At 69.1% G+C, this 25,045-nt stretch carries 18 protein-coding genes and 1 riboswitch; of the genes, 2 read left to right on the plus strand and 16 right to left on the minus strand.

Annotated features, from left to right (window positions below):
• The 9 genes from nadD to CWC38_RS05080 form a co-directional block, all read right to left on the minus strand.
• Positions 1–706 (minus strand): nicotinate-nucleotide adenylyltransferase (nadD, locus tag CWC38_RS05040; RefSeq protein WP_121845739.1); only part of this gene is annotated, 706 nt, incomplete at its 3' end.
• Positions 707–724: 18 nt separating this feature from the next.
• Positions 725–982 (minus strand): hypothetical protein, encoded by a 258-nt coding sequence (locus CWC38_RS05045; RefSeq protein ID WP_121845726.1) that lies wholly within the window; start codon positions 980–982, stop codon positions 725–727.
• A gap of 81 nt (positions 983–1,063) precedes the next feature.
• Entirely contained in the window at positions 1,064–2,371 is a 1,308-nt protein-coding gene (locus CWC38_RS05050; protein WP_121845727.1) for a glutamate-5-semialdehyde dehydrogenase, read from the minus strand.
• 63 nt (positions 2,372–2,434) lie between these two features.
• Entirely contained in the window at positions 2,435–3,625 is a 1,191-nt protein-coding gene (gene proB, locus CWC38_RS05055) for a glutamate 5-kinase (protein ID WP_121845740.1), read from the minus strand.
• A gap of 89 nt (positions 3,626–3,714) precedes the next feature.
• Positions 3,715–5,313, minus strand: a complete 1,599-nt coding sequence (obgE, locus tag CWC38_RS05060) for a GTPase ObgE (RefSeq protein ID WP_121845728.1) — start codon at positions 5,311–5,313, stop codon at positions 3,715–3,717.
• A gap of 149 nt (positions 5,314–5,462) precedes the next feature.
• Entirely contained in the window at positions 5,463–5,717 is a 255-nt protein-coding gene (gene rpmA, locus CWC38_RS05065) for a 50S ribosomal protein L27 (protein WP_012398199.1), read from the minus strand.
• Positions 5,718–5,761: 44 nt separating this feature from the next.
• Positions 5,762–6,073, minus strand: coding sequence for a 50S ribosomal protein L21 (gene rplU / locus CWC38_RS05070; protein ID WP_121845729.1), 312 nt, complete (start codon positions 6,071–6,073; stop codon positions 5,762–5,764).
• Positions 6,074–6,319: 246 nt separating this feature from the next.
• Complete coding sequence (locus tag CWC38_RS05075; RefSeq protein ID WP_121845730.1) at positions 6,320–7,954, minus strand: bifunctional hydroxymethylpyrimidine kinase/phosphomethylpyrimidine kinase; 1,635 nt, start codon at positions 7,952–7,954, stop codon at positions 6,320–6,322.
• Positions 7,942–8,035, minus strand: a riboswitch (TPP riboswitch). Its footprint overlaps the gene before it by 13 nt.
• 108 nt (positions 8,036–8,143) lie before the next feature.
• Positions 8,144–11,629 carry an Rne/Rng family ribonuclease gene (locus CWC38_RS05080; RefSeq protein ID WP_121845731.1) on the minus strand — a complete coding sequence of 1,162 codons (3,486 nt, stop codon included), beginning with the start codon at positions 11,627–11,629 and terminating at the stop codon, positions 8,144–8,146.
• A gap of 463 nt (positions 11,630–12,092) precedes the next feature.
• Here CWC38_RS05080 and CWC38_RS05085 point away from each other — a divergent pair, with 463 nt between their 5' ends.
• A complete protein-coding gene (locus CWC38_RS05085) occupies positions 12,093–12,725 on the plus strand; it encodes a vitamin K epoxide reductase family protein (protein WP_240625059.1) in 633 nt (210 codons plus the stop codon).
• Positions 12,726–12,865: 140 nt separating this feature from the next.
• On the opposite strand, the gene ndk is transcribed toward CWC38_RS05085, so the two are convergent.
• The 4 genes from ndk to ileS all read right to left on the minus strand — a co-directional run bounded on the left by ndk (position 12,866) and on the right by ileS (position 18,560).
• Positions 12,866–13,279, minus strand: a complete 414-nt coding sequence (gene ndk / locus CWC38_RS05090; protein ID WP_121845732.1) for a nucleoside-diphosphate kinase — start codon at positions 13,277–13,279, stop codon at positions 12,866–12,868.
• A 128-nt stretch (positions 13,280–13,407) separates the two neighbouring features.
• A complete protein-coding gene (locus CWC38_RS05095) occupies positions 13,408–13,851 on the minus strand; it encodes a DUF4233 domain-containing protein (protein WP_121845733.1) in 444 nt (147 codons plus the stop codon).
• A gap of 30 nt (positions 13,852–13,881) precedes the next feature.
• Positions 13,882–15,252 (minus strand): bifunctional folylpolyglutamate synthase/dihydrofolate synthase, encoded by a 1,371-nt coding sequence (locus CWC38_RS05100; RefSeq protein ID WP_121845734.1) that lies wholly within the window; start codon positions 15,250–15,252, stop codon positions 13,882–13,884.
• A complete protein-coding gene (gene ileS, locus CWC38_RS05105) occupies positions 15,249–18,560 on the minus strand; it encodes an isoleucine--tRNA ligase (RefSeq protein WP_121845735.1) in 3,312 nt (1,103 codons plus the stop codon). Before ileS ends, CWC38_RS05100 begins: the two co-directional genes overlap by 4 nt.
• Positions 18,561–19,180: 620 nt before the next feature.
• On the opposite strand from ileS, the gene CWC38_RS12660 reads away from it, so the two are divergent.
• Entirely contained in the window at positions 19,181–19,414 is a 234-nt protein-coding gene (locus CWC38_RS12660) for a helix-turn-helix domain-containing protein (RefSeq protein WP_121845736.1), read from the plus strand.
• Between the two features lie 860 nt (positions 19,415–20,274).
• On the opposite strand, the gene CWC38_RS12020 is transcribed toward CWC38_RS12660, so the two are convergent.
• The 3 genes from CWC38_RS12020 to CWC38_RS05120 form a co-directional block, all read right to left on the minus strand.
• Positions 20,275–20,829: a hypothetical protein gene (locus CWC38_RS12020; protein WP_124035167.1), complete on the minus strand. Its 555-nt coding sequence runs from the start codon at positions 20,827–20,829 to the stop codon at positions 20,275–20,277.
• On the minus strand, positions 20,810–21,367 hold the full coding sequence (locus tag CWC38_RS05115; protein WP_121845737.1) for an RHS repeat-associated core domain-containing protein: 558 nt from the start codon (positions 21,365–21,367) through the stop codon (positions 20,810–20,812). The genes CWC38_RS12020 and CWC38_RS05115 overlap by 20 nt, the downstream gene beginning before the upstream one ends.
• A 266-nt stretch (positions 21,368–21,633) precedes the next feature.
• Positions 21,634–24,711: an RHS repeat-associated core domain-containing protein gene (locus tag CWC38_RS05120; protein ID WP_165860347.1), complete on the minus strand. Its 3,078-nt coding sequence runs from the start codon at positions 24,709–24,711 to the stop codon at positions 21,634–21,636.
• Positions 24,712–25,045 lie beyond the last annotated feature (334 nt).

The following is a 25,045-nucleotide window of genomic DNA, read 5'->3' on the forward strand; positions in this document are numbered from 1 at the left end:
ACCCGTCCGCCCCTGCGGACACCCCCGAGACCCCCCGCTCGGAGCAGAGGAGCACCGCGTCCGAGCGGTACAGGCCGTACTTGTTGATGTACTGCACCACGCCGTCCGGCACCAGGTACCAGACGGGCTTGCCCGCGGCCACGCGGGCCCGGCAGTCGGTGGAGGAGATCGCCATGGCGGGCACGTTGAGCAGGGAGACGCTCTCGGAACCCACGGGGGCGGAGAGGGTGTGCCCGGGACGGGTGACGCCCACGAAGCACGCCAGGCGCCACAGCTCCTCCGCGCCCTTCCAGGTGAGGATCTCCGCCATGGCGTCCGCGCCGGTGATGAAGAACAGCTCCGCCTCCGGACGCAGCCGGTGCAGGTCGCGCAGCGTGTCGATCGTGTAGGTGGGCCCGTGCCGGTCCACGTCCACCCGGGACACCGTGAACCGGGGGTTGGACGCCGTGGCCACCACCGTCATGAGGTAGCGGTGCTCGGCGTCGGAGACGTCCTGGCCTGCCTTCTGCCACGGCTCGCCCGTGGGCACGAACACCACCTCGTCCAGGTCGAACACCGCGGCCACCTCCGAGGCAGCCACCAGGTGCCCGTGGTGGATGGGGTCGAACGTCCCGCCCATGACCCCCAACCGGGTGCGGCCCGGGGTGCGCGGCGGGATGTTCAGCTCCGTCTCCGCCCCGGTCACCGAGGCGCTCGTGGGATTCACGTCCGGCGGTGCCAGGGGTCAGTGACGCGGCGCGGCGTGCACGCTGTCCAGCATGGCCTGCTCGTCCGCGGGCAGCTGGGCGGGGTCGTGGTACTCGCCGATCTCGGGGCGGCGGCCGCGGTTCGAGAAGGACATGGCAATGAGCAGCGCGGCGATGAACAGCGCGAAGGCCAGGACGCCGAGCACGGGCGCCATGGCGTGCAGTCCCTCGTTGACGGAGTGCGCCTCCTCGGCGGCCACGACGGTGGCGTTGGACAACAGGTACAGCGAGCTCATGCGGTTCCCTTCTCAGGCCGGCGGCGCCGGTCGGTCAATGCTGCGGACGCGCACCGGGTGGCGTCCGTTCCATGGTACGTCTCAGGGGCGCACGTGGCCGTCACCCTGGACGAGCCACTTGGTGGTGGTCAGCTCCTCCAGGCCCATGGGCCCGCGGGCGTGCATCTTCTGGGTGGAGATCCCGATCTCGGCGCCGAGGCCCAGCTGGCCCCCGTCCGTGAACCGCGTGGAGGCGTTGACCATCACCGCCGCGGAGTCCACCTCCGCGGTGAACCGCTCGGCGTTCGCGAGGTCGTTGGTGATGATCGCCTCGGTGTGCCCGGTGGAGTAGCGGCGGATGTGCTCCAGTGCCTCGTCCAGGGAGTCCACCACCTTCACGGCCATGTCCATGTCCAGGTACTCGGTGGCCCAGTCCTCCTCGGTGGCCTTGAGGTGGTCCGAGCCCGGGGGCAGCAGCGCCGCGGCGCGGTCGTCCACGTGCAGGGTCACCCCCGCCCTGTCCAGGGCGGCGAGCACCTCCCTGCCGGTCTCCTCCGCGCCGCCGTGCAGCAGCAGGGTCTCGGCGGAGTTGCACGTGGAGGTGCGGTGGGTCTTGGAGTTCACGCTCAGCCGGACCGCCATGTCCGCGGGGGCGGTGGCATCCACGAACACGTGCACGTTGCCCTCGCCGGTCTCGATCACGGGAACGGTGGCGTTCGTGACCACCGACTGGATGAGACCGCGGCCGCCGCGCGGGATGAGCACGTCCACCTTGCCGCGCGCGCCCATCAGGGCGTTCGCGCCGTCCCGGCCGTAGTCGTCCACGGTCTGCACGCAGTCCACGGGCAGCTTGGCGTCCGCGAGCGCGTCCCGCAGGATGCCCACGAGCGCCCGGTTGGAGTCGAATGCCGCGGAGCCGCCGCGCAGCAGCACGGCGTTGCCGGACTTCACGGCGATCCCGGCGATGTCCACGGTCACGTTGGGGCGGGCCTCGTAGATCACGCCCACCACGCCCATGGGCACGCGCACCTGGCGCATGCGCAGCCCGTTCGCGAGGGTCTGACCCCTGACCACGGAGCCCACGGGGTCCGGCAGCGCGGCCAGCTCGCGCAGGGCGTCCGCGAGCCCGGTGATGCGGGCGGCGTCGAGCTTGAGGCGGTCCAGCAGCGCGGCAGAGGTCCCGGCCTCCCGGCCGCGCTCGAGGTCCCGCGAGTTCGCCTCCAGGATGGTGTCCCGGCGGGCCTCGATGCGCTCCGCCATGAGGTGCAGCGCGCGGTCCTTCCACGCACGCGGGGCCTTCGCGAGGGCGCGCGCGGCGACCCGGGCGTCGTCGGCCATCAGGCCGACGCCGGTCACGGGGTCCTCCCCGAACGTCTCCTGGGCGGTCAGTACGGACGTGTTCTCGGCCACGGTTCCTCCTGGGGGTCCTCGGCTGGTCGGGTGGCGGGTGCGCACCCGCGGTGCGGTTCGGGACTACTTCTTGAGCGTGGTGCGGGCGGAGCGGGGGCGCAGGTTCACCAGGTTGTCCACGTGCACGAGCTCGCGCGCGTAGTCCTCCCCGAACTCCTCGCCGAGCTCGTAGGTGCGCTTGCCGAGCATCCCGGGGACCTCGTCGGAGCCGTAGTTGACGAGCCCGTGGCCCACCTCGTTGCCCTCCGCGTCCACCATGGACACCGGATCTCCGGCGCTGAACGTGCCGGACACGGCGGTGACACCCGCCGCGAGCAGGGAGCGCCGGCCGCGCACGGCCTCCACGGCGCCGTCGTCCAGCGTGAGGGTGCCCTTGATGTCCGCGAGGTGCGCGAGCCACAGCAGCCGCACGTTGCGGCGTCCGCCCGTGGTGGCGAACCAGGTCCCCACGTCCTCACCGGCCAGGGCCCGCTCGATGTTCGCCGCGGACGTCACGAGCGCCGGGATGCCCGACGACGCCGCGATGCGCGCCGCCTGCACCTTGGTCACCATGCCGCCGGAGCCCACTCCGGCGCGGCCGACCGTGCCGATCTCCACGCCCTCGAGGTCCGTGATGGGGTCCGCCACCGTGGCGATCCGTTCGCCCCCGTCCTGGGGGGGCCGGGTGTAGAGCGCGTCCACGTCCGAGAGCAGCAGCAGGGCGTCCGCCTTGATCAGGTGGGCCACCAGGGCGGCGATCCGGTCGTTGTCCCCGAACTTGATCTCGTGGGTGGCCACGGCGTCGTTCTCGTTGACGATGGGCAGGATGCCGAGGTCCAGCAGCCGCTCGATCTGGCGGTGCGCGTTCTTGTACTGCGAGTGGCGCATCAGGTCCTCGGCGGTCAGGAGCACCTGGCCCACGGTCACGTGGTGGCGCGCGAAGTACTCGGTGTAGCGCGAGATCAGCAGCCCCTGGCCCACCGAGGCCGCGGCCTGCTTGGTGGCCAGGTCCTTCGGCCGCTTCGAGAGCCCCAGCGGCTGCAGCCCCGCGGTGATGGCGCCCGAGGAGACGAACACCACCTCCACGCCCTGCGCCTTGATGCGCCCGAGCGCGTCCACGATGCTGCGCAGCGCGTTCTCGTCGATCGAGTTCTCGACCGACGTCAGGGAGGACGAGCCCACCTTGACCACCACACGGCGCGCGGCGGGCAGCTCCTCACGGCTGCCGATGGCCGAGCGGCGGTTCTTCCCGCGGCTCTCGGTGCTGAGCTGGATGGCGGACTTCGAGGCCTGCTGCTCCACGGCGGAGACGTCGATCGTCTCGGTGGGGGTCTTCTCGCGGTGCGTGCCCTGCGGGGTGCCGGTCACTTCTCGTTCGTCTCCTTCTGCTCGGCAGTGCGGCGGCGATCTCGGGCTCCGTCCACGGACTCGGTCCAGATCCCGGCGCGGCGCTCCTCCTCGAGCTCCGCGCGGGCCTCGGACTTCGCGTCCATGCGGTCGTAGAACTGCTCCCGCTTCTCGCGGCGGGTGGGGCGGGAGGTCTCCTCGAGGCGCAGGTCCGAGCCGCGCGGGCCGCCCAGCAGCTCCGCCCCGCCCACCATGGTGGGCTCCCAGTCGAAGACCACGCCGTTCTCCTCCGGACCGATGAGCACGGCGTTGCCGGGCTTCGCGCCGATCCGGAACAGCTCGTCCTCGATGCCCAGCTTGGCGAAGCGGTCCGCGAGGTAGCCCACCGCCTCGTCGTTGTTGAAGTCCGTCTGCAGCACCCAGCGCTCGGGCTTCTCCCCGCGCACGTGGTACAGCGGCTCCTCCGCGCGGTCCTCGCGCGTGATCACGAACTCCTGGCGGTCCTTCCCCCGACGACGCCGCGCGGGCTCGGGCTGCAGCACCGTCACCGTGCGGCGCTGCTCCTCACGGGCCTCCTCCTGCTCGCGGGCCTCGGCCACGAGGCTCGCCATGGCGAAGCCCAGCTCCCGCAGGCCCTCGTGGGAGGCCGTGGAGATCTCGAACACGGGGTAGCCGCGCTGCTCCAGCTCGGGGCGGATGAAGTCCGCGAGCTCCCGGGCGTCGGGCACGTCCACCTTGTTGAGCACCACCAGGCGGGGCCGCTCCGTGAGCGGGACCGCGGTGGGGTCCTCGTCCCGGATGGCCTCGGCGTAGTGCGCGAGCTCCGCCTCCAGGGCGTCCAGGTCCGTGAGGGGGTCCCGGCCCGGTTCGAGGGTGGCGCAGTCGATCACGTGCACCAGCGCGGCGCAGCGCTCCACGTGGCGCAGGAACTCCAACCCCAGGCCCTTGCCCTCGGACGCACCGGGGATCAGACCGGGCACGTCCGCGACCGTGAACCGCGTGTCACCCGCCTGCACCACGCCCAGGTTGGGCACGAGCGTGGTGAACGGGTAGTCGGCGATCTTGGGGCGTGCGGCACTCATCGCGGCGATCAGGCTGGACTTGCCCGCGGAGGGGAAGCCCACGAGCGCGACGTCCGCAATGGACTTCAGCTCGAGCTCCACCTCCTGCTCCTCGCCCGGGATCCCCAGCAGCGCGAAGCCCGGGGCCTTGCGCTTGGGCGAGGCCAGTGCGGCGTTGCCGCGACCACCCTGGCCACCGGCGGCGAGCACGTACTCCGCACCCTCCCCCAGCAGGTCCGCGAGCACGTTGCCCTCGCGGTCCTTGACCACGGTGCCGTCCGGGACGGAGAGCACGAGGTCCTGGCCCTTGAAGCCGTGGCGCATGTCGCCCTTGCCGGGCTCGCCGTTGGGGGCCTTCTGGTGGGGTGCGTGGTGGAAGCCCAGCAGCGTGGTGGACTGCCCATCCACCCGGAGGACCACGGAACCGCCGTCCCCGCCGTTGCCGCCGTCCGGACCGCCCAGCGGCTTGAACTTCTCGCGCTTGACGGAGACGCAGCCGTGGCCGCCGTTGCCGCCCGTGGCGTGCACGATGACTCGATCAACAAAACTGGCCACGTGGCTCCTCGACGTCTGGGTCCCCCGTGGGCGGGCGGACCGGGGTTCTGCTCAAAAGACTAGAGGGTGAGCGCGAGACGCGCCCACCCTCCAGTGGTCGCCGCCACGCTCAGGTGGCGGCGGGTGGACCCTGAGGTCCGAAGCAATGACTACTCGGCGGTCTGGATGTTGACCACGCGGCGGCCACGGCGGGTGCCGAACTCGACGACACCGGCGGCCAGGGCGAACAGGGTGTCGTCCTTGCCGCGGCCCATGTTCAGGCCCGGGTGGAAGTGCGTGCCGCGCTGGCGGACGATGATCTCGCCGGCGTTGACGGACTGGCCGCCGAAGCGCTTGACACCCAGGTACTGGGCGTTGGAGTCACGGCCGTTGCGAGTGGAGCTCGCACCCTTCTTGTGTGCCATGGTGTGTGCCTACCTTCGTTGGAAAATGTACGGGGGACCGGTGGTCAGGCGTCGATGCCGGTGATCTTGACCGTGGTCAGCTCGGCGCGGAAACCCTGACGCTTCTTGTAGCCGGTCTTGTTCTTGTACTTCATGATCGAGATCTTGGGACCGCGCAGGTCCTCCACGATCTCGGCAGTGACCTTGACGTTGGCCAGGGTCTTGGAGTCGGAGGTGACCTTGTCCCCATCGACCAGCAGCAGTGCAGGGAGCTCGAAGGTGCTGCCTGCCTCGCCGGCGACGCGGTCAAGGGTCACGAGGTCTCCTACGGAAACCTTCTCCTGGCGGCCGCCTGCGCGGACAATCGCGTACACCACTTGGGAACTCACTTCTCTCGACATCTATGGACTGCGTGTAATGGCCGGGTGGGCTCCTGGAGCACTGCGAATGTCGAGACATCACGCCGCGGTGGTTCACGACCGACCGCACGGTTGCGTGGCTATCGCATCAAAACAGGAAGTTCACCCGAGCGTGCCGCTTCCGGGCGCGTGTCATTGCTGATGACGCACACCGGTGGCTGGCACCGACAGCCCAGACTACCCGATGACCCGAAGCCGCGCCAATCATGGCCGCCCGGCGGCGTCGTCCGCGGTCTGGGCGAAGAACGCGAGCTCCAGGCGGCACGCCCGCAGGAATGCACGGCGCATGGCCTCGCGCGTGGCGGGGTCCGCGGTGGCCGCCGCACGGTCCACCGCGCGGCGTGCGACGTCCGTGGCACTCTGGAAGTCCGGGTCGCTGTAGGTGGCCAGCCAGTCCGCGAACGGGTGGCCCTCCCATCCGACGTCGTGGGCGCGCCGGGTGAGCTCCGTGCCCACGTGGGCGTAGAGCCAGTAGCACGGCAGCACGGCGGCGGCTCCCACCGCGAAGCCGTCCTGGCCCGTGCGCGCCAGCAGGAAGTCGGCGTAGGCGCTCGTGGTGGCCGAGGGCGGTTCCGGGGAGCGGCCCCCGAGGCGGGCCCGGTGCAGGGCGGACTCGCCCGTGACCACCGCGGCGGCCGCGGCCGCGAAGAACTCCCGGGTCTCCTCCCCCGGCGCCGCGGCCGCGAGCAGCGCCAGTGCCCGGGAGTAGGCCTCCAGGTACTGCATGTCCTGGTCCAGGTACCACTCGAACGCCGCCCGCTCCAGGGTGCCGTCCCCCAGCGCCGTGACGAACGGCAGTGCGGCGATCTCCTCCCGGATCGGCGCGCAGTCCTCCCAGAGCTCGTCCGTGAACCGCTCCGCCGTGCCCCCCGCGTCCGCCTCCCGCGCGTCTGCGGGCTGCCCGGCGCCGGCTGCGGGAACGCCGTGCGCACGGGGGCCCACCCCGGAGCGCCCGGGCGCGGCGTCGTCGTCCGCCGCGCCGGCCGCCGAGACGAAGGCGGGGTCCGCCACGAGGTCCTGCACGTGGTGCATGTGGTGCACCGGGCCGTTGCCGTGGCCCACGTGCAGGGAGTCCGCCGCGCGCAGCGCACCGCGCAGCCACGTGCGGGCCGTGCCGATGCCGCCCGCCCAGTCCCCCGTGCGGGCCACCACGGTGGCGAGCGCCGAGGACAGCGAGCAGCCGGTGCCGTGGGTGTTGCGGGTGGCCACCCGCGCTCCCCCGTACTGCGCGGCGGGCTCCTGCCGCCCGGGGACCACGAGGGCGTCCGGGGTGCTCTCCCCCGCGAGGTGCCCGCCCTTGACGAGCACCCGCGTGCCGAAGGTGTCCGCGACGGCGCGCCCCTGCGCGAGCGCCTCGTCCCACGTGCGCGCCACGGGCCGTTCGGCCAGCACCGCGAGCTCGGGCAGGTTGGGGGTGATGAGGTCCGCGTGGTGCAGGATCCCCCGCAGGGCGTGCTCGGCCTCGGGCTCCAGCAGCCGACCGCCCGCGGTGGCCACCATGACGGGGTCGACCACGACCACGGGCGCCCGGTGCTCCGCGAGCCACCGGCCCACGGTCTCGATGACCGGCACGGAGCCGAGCATGCCCACCTTCACGGCGTCCAGCTCCACGTCCTGGGCCACGGCGTCCAGCTGGGCCTGCAGGACCTCCACCGGCGGGGTGTGCACGGCCACCACACCCCGGGTGTTCTGGGCGACCACCGCGGTGACCACGCTGAGTCCGTAGCCGCCCATCGCGGCAATGGACTTGAGGTCCGCGGCGTGCCCGGCGCCGCCCGTGGGATCGGTCCCGGCGATCGAGAGGACGCGGGGGGCGGGGGCAGAAGGCGTGGTGGTCACGACATTCCCTTCGCTAGTGCGAGCTAGATCAGGTTCGACGGGTGTGTTCTCAGCCGCTCGGCGGCACCCCGTGTGCGTGGTCCCGATCATGCCACAGGAGCGCCCGGACGGGTCCGAGCGCTCCTGCGAGGTGGTGCATGGTGGTGTTCGCGGTGCGCACCCGGACGGCCCGGGCGCGCACCGCGGCCATCACTCGCCCTGGGGCGTCATGGTGATGTCCTGGGCCTTGACGCCCACACCCACCACCGTGGGCCGACCGTCCGACGCCGCCACGGGATTGGCGGACGCTGCCGCGGTGAAGCGGGCCGCGGTCCTCTCGGACGGGGTGTACTCGTGCTTCTGCACGCTCGCGGTGCCCGGTGCCGCGGCGGGGGCCACGGCACGCCGCGAACCACGACGCCGCCTGGCCGGGGTCTGCTGCTCGGCGGCCGGCTGCGAGGCGGTCGCGCTGCCGTTCCCGGCCGCGCCCCGACCGGCCCCGTTCCGGCCGGCACTGCTGACCGCGGCATCGCCCGAGCCGGCGTCGGACCCGGAGGTGACCGCTCCGGCGGCGCCCACCACCCCGGTGGTGCGCGGCACCGCCGCGTTGTGCCCGGAGGAGGTGCCCTCGTCTGCGCCGCCGGAGGACGATGCCGCCCCGCCCTGGGAGCGGGACCGGCCACGTCCGCGGCCGCGCTGGCGTCCGGAGCGCTCGTCCGTGCCCTCGGAGCCCCGGTTCCGGGTGCCCTCGGTGCCGGACCCCGTGTCCGTGGCGCCGCGGCCCCCGGAGGTGTGGCCGTCGGTGTCCTGCGAGGCGTCCTCGCCGGAGAACGCGGCGGTGAGGGAGTCCAGGGTCATGGCCTCCTCGGCGGTCTCCCGCTGCTCACGGGTCTTCGTGCCGCCGTGGCGCCCGGACCCGGAGTCCCGCGAGCGGTCCTTCTGCGGGCGCTGGCCCTGCGGCAGTTCGATGACCTCGCCGTGGATGGTGAGGCTGGAGGAGTCGCCCTCCCCCGCATCCTGCCCCGAACCGGTGTCGGTGTCGGAGCCGCTGCCGTCCTGCGAGCCGTTGTCCTCGCCGTTCTGCGCGCGACCGCGGCTGCGCTTGCCGCGGCGCTTCTTGCGGCGGCGGCCGCCCTCGGACTCGCCGTCACCGGCGTGCTCGCCCCCCTGACGGCCGCCGGAGTGCTGCTCCGAGCCGTCCTGGTGTGCGGAGTCCCCACCGCCGCTGCGGGCGCCGTCCCCGGAACCGTGCTGCGTGGCGTCGTCGTCCTCGTGGGAGGAGGCTGCCGCGATGTTGGCGAACGCGGTGCGGGTGGCCTCGTCCCGGGCGTTCTGCTCGCCCGAGTCCTGGGACCGGTTGCCGGAACGGGGCTTCTCCTGCGCGGGGGTGCCCTGCTTCTGGCGCGAGCGCTTGCGGTCGTTGCGCCCGCCCCGGTGGTCCGTGGGGGCGGGGGCGTTGCGGCCCTTGAGCGGGTGGTCGTGGACCAGCACACCGCGACCCGCGCACTCCTCGCACGGCTCGGAGAAGACCTCCAGCAGCCCGGTGCCCATGCGCTTGCGCGTCATCTGCACGAGGCCCAGGGACGTCACCTCCGCCACCTGATGCTTGGTGCGGTCGCGGCCCAGGCACTCCACGAGCCGGCGCAGGACGAGGTCCCGGTTGGACTCCAGGACCATGTCGATGAAGTCCACCACGATGATCCCGCCGATGTCCCGCAGCCGCAGCTGGCGCACGATCTCCTCGGCGGCCTCCAGGTTGTTCTTGGTGACGGTCTCCTCGAGGTTGCCGCCCGAGCCCGTGAACTTGCCCGTGTTGACGTCCACCACGGTCATGGCCTCGGTTCGGTCGATCACGAGCGAGCCGCCGGAGGGCAGGAACACCTTGCGCTCCAGGGCCTTCTGGATCTGCTCCTCCACGCGCATGTGCACGAAGAGGTCCTCGTCCTCGGTCCAGCGCTGCAGCCGGTCCAGCAGGTCCGGGGCCACGTAGGTCACGTAGGCCTCGATGTTGTCCCAGGCCTGCTCGCCCTGGACCACCATGGCGGTGAAGTCCTCGTTGAACACGTCCCGCACCGTCTTGATGGTGAGGCCCGGCTCTGCGTACAGCATCTCCGGGGCCAGCGTCCTGGTGGAGCGCGCCTTGTCCTGGATCTGCTCCCACTGCGAGCGCAGCCGGTTGATGTCGTTGGTCAGCTCGGTCTCGGACGCGCCCTCCGCGGCGGTGCGCACGATCACGCCCGCGCCCTCGGGCAGCCGGTCCTTGAGGATCTTCTTGAGCCGCTGGCGCTCCACGTCCGGGAGCTTGCGGGAGATGCCGGTCATGGACCCGCCGGGCACGTACACGAGGTAGCGCCCGGGCAGGGAGACCTGGCTCGTGAGGCGCGCGCCCTTGTGGCCCACGGGGTCCTTGGTGACCTGCACGAGCACGGTGTCCCCGGACTTCAGGGCGTTCTCGATCTTGCGGGGCTTGTTGCCGAGCTCCGCTGCGTCCCAGTCCACCTCACCGGCGTAGAGCACGGCGTTGCGCCCGCGCCCGATGTCCACGAACGCCGCCTCCATGGAGGGCAGCACGTTCTGCACCTTGCCCACGTAGACGTTGCCGATCAGCGAGTCCTGCTGGGTGTGGGAGACGAAGTGCTCCGCGAGGATCCCGTCCTCCAGCACGCCGATCTGGATGCGGTCCTCCTTCTGGCGGACCAGCATGGTGCGCTCCACGGACTCGCGGCGGGCCAGGAACTCGGCCTCGGTGATCACGTGGCGGCGGCGTCCGAACTGCCGGGACTCACGACGGCGCTGGCGCTTGGCCTCGAGCCGCGTGGAGCCCTTGACGCCGGTCACCTCGTCGCTGCCGGTGCCCTCGGACGCGCCACGCGGTGCGCGCACGCGGGTCACGGAGCCGTCGGAGTCGTCCACGAGCTCCATGTCCTCGTCCCCGCGACGACGCCGGCGGCGCCGCTTGCTGGACGCCGAACCGTTCTCGTCCTCGTCCTCGTCCTCCCGGTGCGACGTGCGCTCGGCCTCGCGCAGCCGGGCGGCCTGGGCCTCGGCGGCGCGGCGGATCTCCTCGGGGTCCGGGGCGTGGAACATCAGCGACGCGCCCGGACCGAACGCACCGAAGCCCTCCTGCGTGGGGGGCTCCTCGGCCGGCGTCTCGGACGAGTTCTCGACGTCCTCGGTGGTGGTTGCGGCCCCGGAGTCCGAGCCCGCCGTGCCGGCGGCTCCCGGGTCGCTGATCTCGCCACCTGCGGCCTGGTCCGCTGCCGCGGTGCCGTCCGCGTCGGTGCCGTTGGTGTCGGTCTCGTCGGTGCCGTCGTCGGTCCCGGGGGTGACGGGCAGGGAGGCGCCGGACTCCTCGGCCGTCGAGCTCTCGGCGTCGGACTTCTCGGCGCCGGACTCGTCGTCGGTGCTCGGTGCCGCCAGGGCCTCGTGGGCCTCCACCGCGGCGGCGATCTCGATGGCCGCGCGCGTGCCGTCGATCTCGGTGACCTCGGAGTCCTCGCCGTTGTCGGCCTCTTCAGCACTCGGCGCGGCGTCGGCAGTGGCGTGCTGGGCGGCGTCGGGGGCCGCTGCGGGCGCTTCCTCCGCAGCGGGAGGCGGCGTGGCGGCGTCGGGAGAGGAAGCGGAGGCGTCGGGAGAGGAAGCGGAGGCGTCCGTCTCCAGCGGGGACTGGGCTGCGTTGTCCTGTTCAGGTTCCATGTGAGGTTGTGCTCCTGCTCGGGGCACCGCCCGCACCCGGGCCCGAGGTGTGCTCGGTCGGTCGAGCCGGTGGGGTCCACGCGGCCGCCGGAAGTCGGTGTCGTACCCGTGGGCGCGGCGTGTGTGTCGTGCGCCGTCCACGAGCCGGCGGAGGCCCGAGTCGCTGGGTCCGTGGGACCGCGAACTTGAACCGGTCCGGACGCGCTCGATCCTGTGAGAGCCGCGGGTCCGTGCCGATGGTCGTCGGTGCTCCTGCCGGGCCGGTTACCTCACGTGCGGCTGAGGACCGACCGCTTGCAGTATCTCACAGTCGTCCCCGGCCACCGCACATTCCACGTGGCGCACCCCACAGTCCACCGAGGGGCGCCGCAGAGTGGGGCGGCCCGTGCGGGGGTCGAACGCGCGTGTCGCCCGGGGTCGCGGACCCGGGACACGCACCGCCCGGTGGTCTACGATCGGGCGCGTGAGTTCCGCATCCAGCACCTCCCCCGTGCAGCCCACCGACGACGGGACGCCCGCACCGGCCAGCCGTTCCGACCGCTCCTGGGCCGTCCTCGCCGCCGTTCTCTCGCTGGTGGGCTTCCTCTCCTCCGCAGCGCTCGTGGCCGAGCGGCTCGCGATCTTCCAGGACGCCAACCACCGCGCGAGCTGCGACCTCAACAGCTGGTTGTCCTGCGGCACCGTGATGCGCACCCCGCAGGCGGAGCTCTTCGGCTTCCCCAACCCCTTCATCGGGCTCGTGGGCTACGCGGTGGCGCTCACCGTGGCGGTGGGCGTCCTGGCCGGGGCGCGCTACGCCCGCTGGTTCTGGTGGCTGGTGTGGCTCGGCACCGCGGCCGGTTCCGTGTTCACCCTGTGGCTGTGGTGGCAGACCACGTTCCAGATCAACGCCCTGTGCCTGTACTGCATGGTGGTGTGGTGCGCCCAGACCCTGCTGCTGACCCACACCACGGCCCGCCTGCGCCGCGCGGGCGTCATGGGTTCCGGTGGACCGGGGGCCGGCTCCGCGGCCTGGGCGTGGCTCATCGGCATCGCCGTGCTCGTGGTCGTCTTCGGTGTCATTGCCGTGCGCTTCTCCACCGTCATCTTCTCCTGACGCCCGGTGCGGCCCGCACTCCCGGTCCGCGCACGACGACGGGGCGGCACCTTCGCGAAGGTGCCGCCCCGTCGTCGTTCTCCCACCTGTGCCGGGCCGCCGGGCGCGTGGGGCGCTCCACACGGCCCGGCCCGTGGGGCTCAGCCGAACCAGATGCCGATCTCGCGCTCGGCGGACTCCGGGGAGTCGGAGCCGTGCACGAGGTTCTTCTGGACCTTCTCGCCCCAGTCACGGCCGAGGTCCCCGCGGATGGTGCCGGGCGCGGCCGTGGTGGGCTCGGTGGCGCCGGCAAGGATGCGGAAGCCCTCGATCACGCGGTCGCCCTCGACGACCGCGGCCACCACGGGCCCGGACAGCATGAACTGCACGAGCGGCTCGAAGAACGGCTTGCCCTGGTGCTCCGCGTAGTGCTGCTCCAGGACCTCACGGCTGGCATTCACGAGCTTGAGCTGGGACAGGGTGTAGCCCTTGGCCTCGATGCGGGCCAGGATCTGACCCGTGAGACCGCGCTGGACGCCGTCCGGCTTGACGAGGACGAGGGTGCGCTGCGACATGGAATCTCCTTGACATTCGTACGGTGCCCGTCCGGCGGCGGGGCCGGGACGCGTGCGGTTTCCGGACCGAGCCTAACGAACGCGGCCGCCCGTGCGAGAACGGGCGGCGCGTCCGGCGGCGCGGGCACTCAGGTGAGCGGGCGCTCGGCTTCCCAGCGGGCCTGCTCCTGCGCACGCCGCACGTTCTCACGGTCCATCCGCCCGCCCTTGACCACGGCGTACCACCAGGCCAGGGCGCACAGCGCGCCGATCACGAACATCGCGGGCACCACGAAGCCGGTGGCGATCAGCACGAGCTGCAGCACCCATCCGGCGGCGTAGCCCCACGGCCTGCGCAGCATCCCGCACAGCAGGATGAACAGTGCCGCGAGCACCACGGAGCCGCCGAGCAGCCACAGCTTGTGGGCCGTGCTCCAGTCCCGGGCCAGGAGCCCGTAGGCGCCCAGCGCGGCGAAGAACACGATGAACGCCTCGATGCTCAGCACACTGGAGGCGAACATCGTCCTGACCGAGCGCTGCTTCTTGGGCTGGTTCGGGCGCCACTCGCGCTGGGCCTTGGTCAAGCGGGCCATGCTGCTCCTTCCGGGGAGGCGGGCAGGGGGTCAGAGGCCGAGCAGCGCACGGGCTTCACCCACCACGGTGATGGACCCGGTGACGAGCACCGCGCCGTCGAACTGCTCGCGGGCCGCGGCGTCCTGGATGGCTGCGGCGCAGGCGTCGTCGAGCCGTTCGGCCACGTGCACGGCGTCCTCGTCGAAGCCCATGTCCACGGCGATCTCGGCGAGCTCGTCCGGGGCCACGGCGCGCGGGGAGTGGGAGGCTGTGCACCACAGTTCGAGGTCGACCTCGTGGTACTCGTCCGCGAGCACGCGGACCATGGCCTCCACGTCCTTCTCCCGCAGCACGCCCACCACCAGGTTGAGCTTGCTGAACGTGAACGCCTCGCGCACCGCCGCCGCCGAGGCCAGCAGCCCGTGCGGGTTGTGCGCGGCGTCCAGGATGACCGGCGGCGCCGTGCGAGCCAGTTCCAGCCGGCCCGGGGAGGAGACCGCACCCAGACCCTGGGCCACGAGCTCGGGGTTCAGGGGCTTGTCCCCGCCGCCCAGCAGGGCCTCCACGGCCGCGATGGCGACCGCGGCGTTCTGGGCCTGGTGGGCACCGAACAGCGGCAGCATGAGCTCCGGGTACTCGGCCGCGAGTCCCTGCACCGTGATGACCTGCCCGCCCACCGCGGTGCTGCGAGCGGTCACCGAGAACTCCACGCCCTCGAAGCGGAACGGGACCCCCAGCTCGCGGGCACGGTCCAGGAGCACCTGGGCGGCCCCGGGCTGCTGGGCGGAGCTCACCAGGAAGCCCTCGGGCTTGATGATCCCGGCCTTCTCCCGGGCGATCTCCGCCACGGTCTCCCCCAGGATGTCCGTGTGGTCCAGGTCCACGGGAGTGACCACGGAGACCGCCGCGTCCGCCACGGTGGTGGCGTCCCAGGCCCCGCCGATGCCCACCTCCAGGACCATCACGTCCACGGGCTCGTCCGCGAAGACGGCGAACGCCAGGACCGTGAGGATCTCGAAGTACGTGAGCCGCGGCGCGCCGTCGGCCTCCAGGTGGCGGTCCACGAGGTCCAGGTACGGGGCGATCTCCCCGTAGATCCGCACGAACGTCTCGTCCGGGACGGGCTCGCCGTCGATGCTGATCCGCTCGGTCACGCGCTCCAGGTGCGGGCTGGTGTAGCGGCCCACGCGCAGGTCGTGCGCGAGCAGCAGGGACTCGACCATGCGCGCCGTGGAGGTCTTGCCGTTGGTCCCGGTCACCTGCACCACGGGGGCGCTGCGGTGCGGGTCCCCCAGCGCGGAGACCGCGAGCTGCACCGCGTCCAGGCGCGGCACCATCCTGTGCTCAGGCGCCCGCGCCAGCAGGTGCTGGTAGATCTCCTCCACGGACGCGAAGTTCTCGTGCTCGGCGTTCTGGCTCACGCGTCCACCACCTCCACGGTGACGTCCAGGTCCGTGGCCTCCACCAGCTCCAGCTCACGCGTGAGGGTCTCCCCCTGCACGAGCTCCCGGTGCGCGGCCACGGCGGCCAGCGTCTCGGCGTCCGCGCGGAGCACCGTGCGGATGCGGTCCGAGACCACGAGTCCGGCGGCCTTGCGGGCCTGCTGAATGGCACGGACCACGTCCCGCGCGGTGCCCTCCGCCTTCAGCTCGGGGGTGAGCTCGGTGTCCAGGACCAGGAAGCCGCCCCCGGGCAGCACGGTGACGGCGCGCGCGGAGGACGCCGCGGCGTCGTCGACCACCGTGACGAGCTCGTACTCGCCCTCCTCCAGAGGCACCGAGCCGGCGACGACGCCGCCGTCCCCGGTGACGGACCAGTCACCGGACTTCGTGGCCCGGATGACCTGCTGCACCTGCTTGCCCAGGCGCGGTCCCGCGGCGCGGGCGTTGACCTTCAGCTCCTGGGAGATGCCGTAGTCCGCCGCGGAGACCTCGTCCGCGTCCACCAGCGTGACGGACTTGAGGTTGAGCTCGTCCGCGACGATCTCCTCGAACGTGCCCGCGAGCGCGGCGGCGCCGGGCACAGCCACGGTCATGCCCGCGAGCGGCTGGCGCACGCGCAGGCTGTGGGCCTTGCGCAGGCCCGAGCCCGCGGAGCAGATGGCACGGGTGCGCTCCATGGCGGAGAGCAGGGCCTCGTCCCGGGGGAAGAGGGAGGCGTCCGGCCAGTCGGTGAGGTGCACGGAGCGCCCGCCCGTGAGTCCGCGCCAGATCTCCTCGGAGACCAGCGGGAGCAGGGGTGCGCTCACGCGGCACACGGTCTCCAGGCACGTGTAGAGCACGTCGAACGCCTGGGTGTCCTCGGCGAAGAAGCGCTCGCGTGAACGCCGCACGTACCAGTTGGTGAGGGTGTCCATGTAGCCGCGCAGCCGCTCGGCCGCGGCCCAGATGTCGTACTCGTCGAAGGCCCGCTTCGTGTCCGTGACGAGCGCACCCGTCTCGGCCAGGAGGTAGCGGTCCATCACGTGCTCGGCGTCGTGGCGCAGCTGGGCGTCGTAGCCCGCTCCCCCGCGCGCGGCGTTCGTGTAGAGGCCGAAGAAGTGGTAGACGTTCCACAGCGGCAGGATCATCTGCCGCACGCCGTCCCGGATGCCCTGCTCGGTGACCACCAGGTTCCCGCCGCGCAGGATGGGCGAGGACATCAGGAACCAGCGCATGGCGTCCGAGCCGTCCCGATCCAGGACCTCGTTGACGTCCGGGTAGTTGCGCAGGGACTTGGACATCTTCTGCCCGTCCGAGCCCAGCACGATGCCGTGGGAGATCACGTTGCGGAACGCCGGGCGGTCGAACAGGGCGGTGGCCAGGATGTGCAGCGTGTAGAACCAGCCGCGGGTCTGGCCGATGTACTCCACGATGAAGTCACCGGGATTGTGGGTCTCGAACCACTCCCGGTTCTCCATGGGGTAGTGCACCTGGGCGTAGGGCATGGACCCGGAGTCGAACCACACGTCCAGCACCTCGGGCACGCGGCGCATCACGGACCGGCCCGTGGGGTCGTCCGGGTTGGGGCGGGTCAGCTCGTCGATCCACGGCCGGTGCAGGTCCACCTCGCCCTCGGCGTTGCGCGGCAGGCGCCCGAAGTCCGCCTCCAGCTCCGCGAGCGAGCCGTAGACGTCGCGGCGCGGGTGGTTGGGATCGTCCGACTCCCACACGGGGATGGGCGAGCCCCAGTAGCGGTTGCGGGAGATGGACCAGTCCCGGGCGTTCTCCAGCCACTTGCCGAACTGGCCGTCCTTCACGTTGCCCGGGATCCAGTTGATCTGCTGGTTCAGCTCCACCATGCGGTCCTTGATCGCGGTCACGCTCACGAACCACGAGGACACCGCGCGGTAGACCAGGGGGTTCCGGCAGCGCCAGCAGTGCGGGTAGGAGTGCTCGTAGGAGGCCTCGCGCAGCAGGGCGCCGCGGGCACGCAGGTCCCGGATGACGGTGCGGGCCACCTCCTTGTCGAAGACGTTGTGCCCGGCGAGCTCCGCGAGCGGAGCGCCCGCCGCGAGGGACTCGTCCGTGAAGAGGCCGTAGAACCGCCCGCCCTCGTCCACGGAGAGCACCACGGGGATCTCGTGCTCGGCGCACACCAGCTGGTCGTCCTCGCCGTAGGCCGGCGCCTGGTGCACGATGCCCGTGCCGTCCGTGGTGGTCACGTAGTCCGCCACGAGGATCTGCCACGCCCGGCCCGTGCCGAAGCGCTCGTCGTCCGTGAAGTAGTTCCACAGCGGGGCGTAGCGGATGCCTGCGAGCTGGGCACCCGTGTAGTGCGCGCTCACGGCCTCGCGCACGGCGGTGGCCGGGTCCTCGGCGTCGCCGTAGCCCAGGTCCTTGGCGTAGCCCCCGGCGAGTTCCGCGGCCACGAGGAAGCGGCGCCCGGCCAGCTCCCCGGCACCGGGCACCAGCACGTAGTCGATGGCGGGGCCCACCGCGAGCGCCTCGTTGGTGGGCAGGGTCCAGGGCGTGGTGGTCCACGCGATGGCCTCCGCGCCCGCGAGCTCGGCGGCGACCTCCGGGTGCGCGGCCCACGAGGTGTCCTCGGAGAGCCGGAACGCCACGGTCACGGAGGTGTCCTGGCGCATCTGGTAGACGTCGTCGTCCATGCGCAGCTCGTGGTTGGACAGCGGCGTCTCGTCCTTCCAGCAGTACGGGAGCACCCGGTAGCCGGAGTAGACGAGGCCCTTGTCGTCCAGGGCCTTGAACGCGCCGATCACGGACTCCATGTACTCGGGGTTCAGCGTCTTGTAGTCGTTGTCGAAGTCCACCCAGCGGGCCTGGCGGGTCACGTAGTCCTGCCACTCGGAGGCGTACTTCATCACGGAGGCGCGGCAGGCGTCGTTGAACGTGTCGATGCCCATGGCCTCGATGTCCTGCTTGTCGGTCATCCCGAGCTGCTTCATGGCCTCGAGCTCGGCGGGCAGCCCGTGGGTGTCCCACCCGAAGCGGCGCTCCACGCGGCGGCCCTGCTGGGTCTGATAGCGGGCCACGAGGTCCTTGACGTAGCCGGTGAGCAGGTGCCCGTAGTGGGGCAGGCCGTTGGCGAAGGGAGGGCCGTCGTAGAAGACGAACTCGTTGGAGCCGTCCGCGCCGCTGTCGCGCTGGTCGATGCTCGCCTGGAAGGTCTCGTCCCGCTTCCAGTAGTCGAGGACACGCTCCTCGACCGCGGGCAGGCGCGGGGCCGCGGGGACGCCCTGGGCGTCGGGGTCGGTGCTCGCCTTGGGGTACACGAATGAGTCGGACACGGTGCTCCATCCTGAGTGGGACGACGGTTCAGGATGCGAGGACGCTCGGGCGCACGGGGCGCCGGTGGCGCGGTACCACCTCGCTTGTCCGCCGCGCCGCCGGGGATGCCGACGACGCCGCGAGCCGCTCGTTGGGGGCTGTCACGGGCCCGAGTCGTCCGGTTCTACTGAGGCCCGCGGGAGCCCGTTCTTCCGGAGGGGCTCCCCGGTGATGGCCGGATCAGCGCCCGTGCGCGCAGGGCGCACTCGGCCATTGTACCGCGCGCGGCGCCGGCGTCAGGCGGTCCTCTGCGAAGTGCGCCGCGGGCGTTCGGAGGCGGCCACCAATGGCCCACGAACGGGCACTCCGTCGCTGAGACCACAATGGACCGGGTCCTCCACAACGAACGCCTCCACCACCTGGCACCTGGGCAAGGAAATGCCCCCGACCATCTGGCAATAGGTGCCAGGACAGGAGGCCGGGGGCGGCACCGAAAGGACGATGCAATGCCTGATTCTATCCCACACGGTTCCCGCCTCCACGGCGTCATCGAAGCCGCGGAGCTGCTGGGCATGACCCGCCAGGGCTTCAATGCCTCCGGACAACCCGAGCCGGATGTCTGGATCGGAGACACCCGCGGATGGACCACCGAGACGCGGCGCGAGTGGGACCGCACCCGGAACCGGTGGCAGAAGATCACCGCCGAGAAGCGCGCATCGTCCAGATGTACCGCGACGGGTACAGCATCGCCCAGACCTCCGAGGAATGTGGGATCAGCAATGCCTCAGTGATCCGTATCCGCGCGGCCGAGAAGCAGCGAACAACGTCGACCACATCCGAACCGCCGCTGTCGTCGTGGGGAGCCACCTCATAGTTTTCTTGATTGCTGTTGTTTTGAGTCGCCTTAAATGGGTTTACAGCCATCGTAACGCAATCTCTCCCTTCGGAAAATTTTAAGGTTTTACTTTCCTCGTTGTTATTTTCTTTTTGTCATTTCTCCTCGATTCGATTGGGTATTGTCCAGATACTGCTGTGTTTGATAGAGGGCAACCGGTACCGCCGGATGATCTCAATCTACTAGGGCCCGAGAGTGAGCCCCAACGGGCAAGCGACTTTCCGCCAAATTGGGGGCCAGCACCTAAATCCTACCCCTGGCCAGTTGCTTGGATCATCTCAAATTTTTGGATGCAAATCGCAAGGTACGCGCTCCAGTTCCCCGCCGCGAGTCCCGGCACAGTGCGCCTTACCGTTGGGGAAGGCCGGCCTCGCCTGCCCACTGCCCCGCCTCCGGCAGGCGGGCCACGCCCAGCGCTCGCCGTGCGTAACCACGCGTGGTTGTGGCGCAGGGCGCCAGTGTAGCAGTAAATGTGCTGGTGCTGACAATCCAGGGTTACATAATCCGGGCAAGGCCCGCGCCGTCAAATTGGCCGGTTGTTTATTACCACCCGGCAAATCTGGACGATCCCGTGAGGGCATAAAACTTTCTCACTCGGCAGGAGGAACCGATCGCGGTAGAAACCTTCTCATCTTCAATGGGTATCAGTGTGAACCAGTCTGGGGGATCTGTCCGCAACTCATTTTTTAAAAAGCAATCCCAGCAACCAATAACCAATAACCAATAACCAATAACCAATAACCAATGCAAATATTATTAATACAATGACACACAGCAAAGCGATCACAACAAATGGCTGGCCCCGCACGAAATCGCACGGGGCCAGCGTGAAGTTCAATCTATTTAGTTTGACCAGGTAAGGATTCTAATTTAGAAAAAATGTCTTCAATGTCTCGCTTACCTTGACCCCAATCGTATATCTGCGCGCTAAGCTTCGGTTCGGACGAAATTGCTACTTGCGTTTGCTGTGGAGCGATAGGCGTGAGACTTATAAATATCTTCGAGCCCCAAGTACTTATATTTAGACGTCGTGAGATATCAAAACTTTTTTCGCCCACTTGTCGTACGGTGTATTTCGGCGATTCCAGAAGAGCGACCCGTTCCTTTAATTCGTTAAAATCAATATTAAAACAGGTCTTTGAACTTATTGAAGCGCCCTCTGTCTTAAATTCGTACCCCCTAGAGCTTCTTACTTTTTTAGGACGCGATAAAATAATCAGAACGGCGGAAATCAAAATTGGGGTTGCTGTCATAATCAATCCCACGGAAGTTGGAATTCCTGTTGTTATTGTTACCGCCAAAAATATTGCGGACATCAAAACCGCCCACAATATTATCAGTTTTCTTGTTTGTTTGGTAGTAATCTTTAACATATCAACCGAAAAGACTTCCACTCGCGGCACCCACGGCGCATCTCAGCGCCAAGTCATCCACTCCGACCTCATCCTCTGTGCCCTCCAGAGCTGCGGTTGCCGATTCATCTACCATGTCCCCGAGACACCCTCCGATAGCAGCACCAGCAAGGGCACCACCGGGACCTCCTGTTGCCCCTACAAGTGTGAATAACCCAGCAACTCCAGCACCAAGTAGTTGACCAACTGCCTCTTCACGCGAAGCTAAACCCAGGGGGTCGGAGTAGTTGATGGGGTCGTTCCCGGCGAAGGTGTACCGGTTGGCGTTCGCCGGGTCCAGGGGCGCGTCGAGGGTGTCGCGTTGGGTGAAGCGTCCGGTGCCCACGGAGTACCACCGGTACCCGAACTTCACCCAGTTCGTGGACCGGTCGTGGATACCACCCTTGAACTGGAACGGGTTCACCGGGTCTCCCTCACCGTTCTCGTCGTTCAGCGCCGGCACCCCGTACGGGTCGTAGTCGTAGGCGAAGAAGGAAGCATTGGTTATTTTCTGTAATCCAGATGTTCTTGCCTTAAGTATTAGGTGAACTTAAATTTCAACTTCGAGGATTGGTTAAATCATGACGCTTTGTTTTCTTGCCATGTTTTTTTATAACGAAAACGATTATAAACATCAAATACACTCCGAAGAAAATATAGAGTGATATTTCGTGAAACAGTCCGTATGACCTCCACGGGGGCTCACCTGATGTGGCCATCGAAAATAAAATTGCGCATGCCGCCCCGGAGACAAACCCTAAAACCAAGTAAGCCCCCAGGGCAATAAGCTGATAGAATCTACTTCTATTAGTCTGCAACATGTTTGCCCCCACCGCCGCGAATTGCTTTTCCAGCCACCATACCCAGCTTGCCAGCGCCTCCAGAGGCACCACCAAGCAGGGCACCTTCCATGCAACCGTTTGCCGCGTCTTCGCCGTCGAGCCAGGACCCTCCTGCCCCGCCCAGGCAGCCTGCAATTGCACCGCCCACTACGGGGCTCAAAACGCCGTCCAACGCTCCACCAACAGCGGCCCCAGCAACAGCGGAAAAAATATCACCCTTTGTGACTTCCATCCCCAGGGGGTCGGAGTAGTTGATGGGGTCGTTCCCGGCGAAGGTGTACCGGTTGGCGTTCGCCGGGTCCAGGGGCGCGTCGAGGGTGTCGCGTTGGGTGAAGCGTCCGGTGCCCACGGAGTACCACCGGTACCCGAACTTCACCCAGTTCGTGGACCGGTCGTGGATACCACCCTTGAACTGGAACGGGTTCACCGGGTCTCCCTCACCGTTCTCGTCGTTCAGCGCCGGCACCCCGTACGGGTCGTAGTCGTAGGCGAAGGTGGTGGAGTCCTGGTTGGTGACCAACGCTTCCGGGTTCCCGATCCCGTCGTAGACGTAGAGGCTCTGCACGCCCTCGGCGGTGCGCAGCATCAGCGGCTGCCCGGTCACCGGGTCGTTCTCCAGGTGAGCGGTCTTCCCGTTCAAGCTCACCTGCTCGACCACGGGCAGCCCGAACTGGTTGGTGCGCCCGTAGCCGTACTCGTAGTTCCCGCGGGGGGTCTTCTGCTTGATCAGCTCCGACTGGGACCCGCCGGCGTAGGTGTAGGTGAACGTGCCCTGCTCACGGGTGTGGGTCGTCATCTGCCCGGCCGCGTTGTAGGTGAACGTGCCCCCGATGTCCTTGGTCATGTTCCCGGACGCGTCGTAGGCGTACGCGGGGTTGGTGATCTCGTTCGCCGCGTTGAACGTCAGGTTCGTGGCCTGGTAGCCCTCGGTCTTCGCAGAGGTCAGCCGGTTGCCGCGCGCGTCGTAGGTGTAGGTGTAGGTCCTGGGGTCAGTGCCCCCGGTGCGTACGGCCTTGGTGACCTGGCCCTTGGTGTCGTAGGTGAACACCGTGGCCGAGGAATCAACCGCGTCCTTCACCCACTGGATTTTCGCCCGGTCCGAACCCGCCCCGGCAGTGCAACCGCCGGCGGGGGTGGTCCCGGCGGTGTAGCAGTAGGTCTTGTCCTGCACCGTGGTGTTCGTGGTCTCACCGTTGCCGACCTTGGCCACTGTGCGGGAGATCCGCCCGGACTTGTCGTAGTCGGTGTGCTGGTGCGCCGCCCACTTCGTGTGGTCCCCGCCGGGGGTTTCCATCCAGATGTCCGTGCGCCGACCCCGGTCATCGGTGGCCATGTCCGCACGCTTCTTCTGACCACCGGACTCGTACCAGATCGTCGTCGGGGTGCCCGAGGCGTCGAAGTCGTAGGTCGTGGTCCCACGCTTGTCACTGACCGAGGTCAGGTTCGAGGCCTTGTCATAGCCGTAGGTGACTTCCTCCCCGGCTGCGGAGTGCCCGCGCGTGGTCAGCCGCCCCAGCTCGTCGAAACCCATGGTCGTGGTCCCGGACCCGTCCACACGCTTGGTCTGGTGACCGTCCGCGTCGTAGGTGTAGGACACCGCCGGTGTCCCGTCCGAGTAGGACTCCTTGATGACCCGTCCCATCCGGTCGTAGGCGTAGCTGATCTTGTTGCCGCGCCCGTCGGTGATGCTCGCCGTACGCCCCCACACGTCATACGTCAACGCCTGGGCTCCCAGGGTGGTGCCGGTGACCGGGGTGATCTTGGTCAGCTGCTTGTTGCCGTCGTAGGTGTACTTCGTGGAGTTGGTCCCGTTACCCGGAGCCGTCGCGGTGGCCACGGTCCCGTCGGCGTTGTACGTCACCGCAGCCGGTGTCCCACCGGCCTGGGCGGAGGAGAGCATGTTCCCCGCACCGTTGTAGGTGTAGGTGGACTTGTTCCCCGCAGGGTCCGTACCCGCGGTCGGCAGGTACTTCGTGGCCGAGGCCGTGTTCCCGTACTCCAACGAGGACGCCGCCCCGGTCGGTGAGGTGGACTTGGTCAACGACTGGCCCGAATTGGCCCCGAACGTGTTCGTGGTGGTGCCCGCACTGGCCCCGGACCCGGAGGTGGTCGAGGCGATGTCGAAGTCCGCGGTGTAGGACGCGTCCTTGGACCGCCCCACCGGGTCCGACGCCTTGGTGACGTGATCGGAGGCATCCAGGGTGAACGTGGAACGGGGTACCGATCCCACCGGCTGGGACTGGTCCGTGTTCGGGCCCGCCACCAGGGTCTGGGTGTCCGAGGCGTAAGCCAGGCGGGTGACCGCGTTCTGCCCGTCCCCGGCCACCCGACTCAGCGTGGTCAGCCGGTTCGTGTCGTCGTAAGTGAACTCAGTGGTGTGGCCTTCTGGGGAGGTGACCTTGCGGACCTGCCCCTCCACGGACTCGAAGGTGGTGCGCTGACCCTTGGCGTCGGTGAACGCGGTGAGGTTGTTCTTCGCGTCCTTCTCGAACACCACCGCCCGCGTCTCGGTCCCCGAGGTCTGGGAAACCTTCACCTCGCTGGCACTGGTGGTGATCGTCGCCGTGCGCGCCCCGGACGGTCCGGAGGACCCGGTGACCTTGGAGAGCACCCCGTTGGTGTAGGCGTAAGTGGTCTTGTTCCCGTTGCGGTCCGCCACCGAGGTCAGCAGCCCGTCAGCGTTGAACGTGGAGACCTGCGCGGTGGTCCGCGAGGTCAGGGTGTATCCGGAGGAGGTCTTCACCAGGTCAGCCTTCACACCCTTCGGCGGGGTGAACGCCGTACCGGAGGCCGTGAACTTCGCGGAGAACCCGTCCCCACCGGTGTAGAGCATCCCACCGTCCACCGTGGTCAAAGACCCGGAACTGCCCGCGGTGAGCTCAAAGCCCTGCGGCAGCGCAGAAGACTCGGAATGGTTCGGGGACTGCGAGTTGTTCACCAACCCCACCGCCCCCACCCCGGAGACCGGCAACCCGGCAATGGAGAGCATCACGTTGCCGGTTCCCACATCGACCGAGGCGTTCACCGAATCGGTGATGCTCACCGGCAACCGAGTCGCACCCGGACGGGCACCGAGCTTACCGATCGTGGACTGGGCACCCGACGACGCCGCCGGAACCGCAGTCGGTACCATGGCCGCTGCGGCCGGTCCCACACTGGCCAACGCCAACGTGGCCGCCACCGACAGCGCGGTGACCGCCCGTGCCGGGCGGCTGGCCCAGACACGAGCAAAAGATGATCGTGGGGACGATCCTGGACTCTGGAAGGCGCAGGGGGTAGCGCCGTGAAACTGCTCGGACATGGGGGGCTCCCGTCATTGGAAGTAGCAGTGAGCTGAGAGTAGCCCCAGAAAACCCTCCACAGAGCCAAAAGTATGA

The organism is Kocuria tytonicola (assembly GCF_003687455.1).
Taxonomy (GTDB): domain Bacteria; phylum Actinomycetota; class Actinomycetes; order Actinomycetales; family Micrococcaceae; genus Kocuria; species Kocuria tytonicola.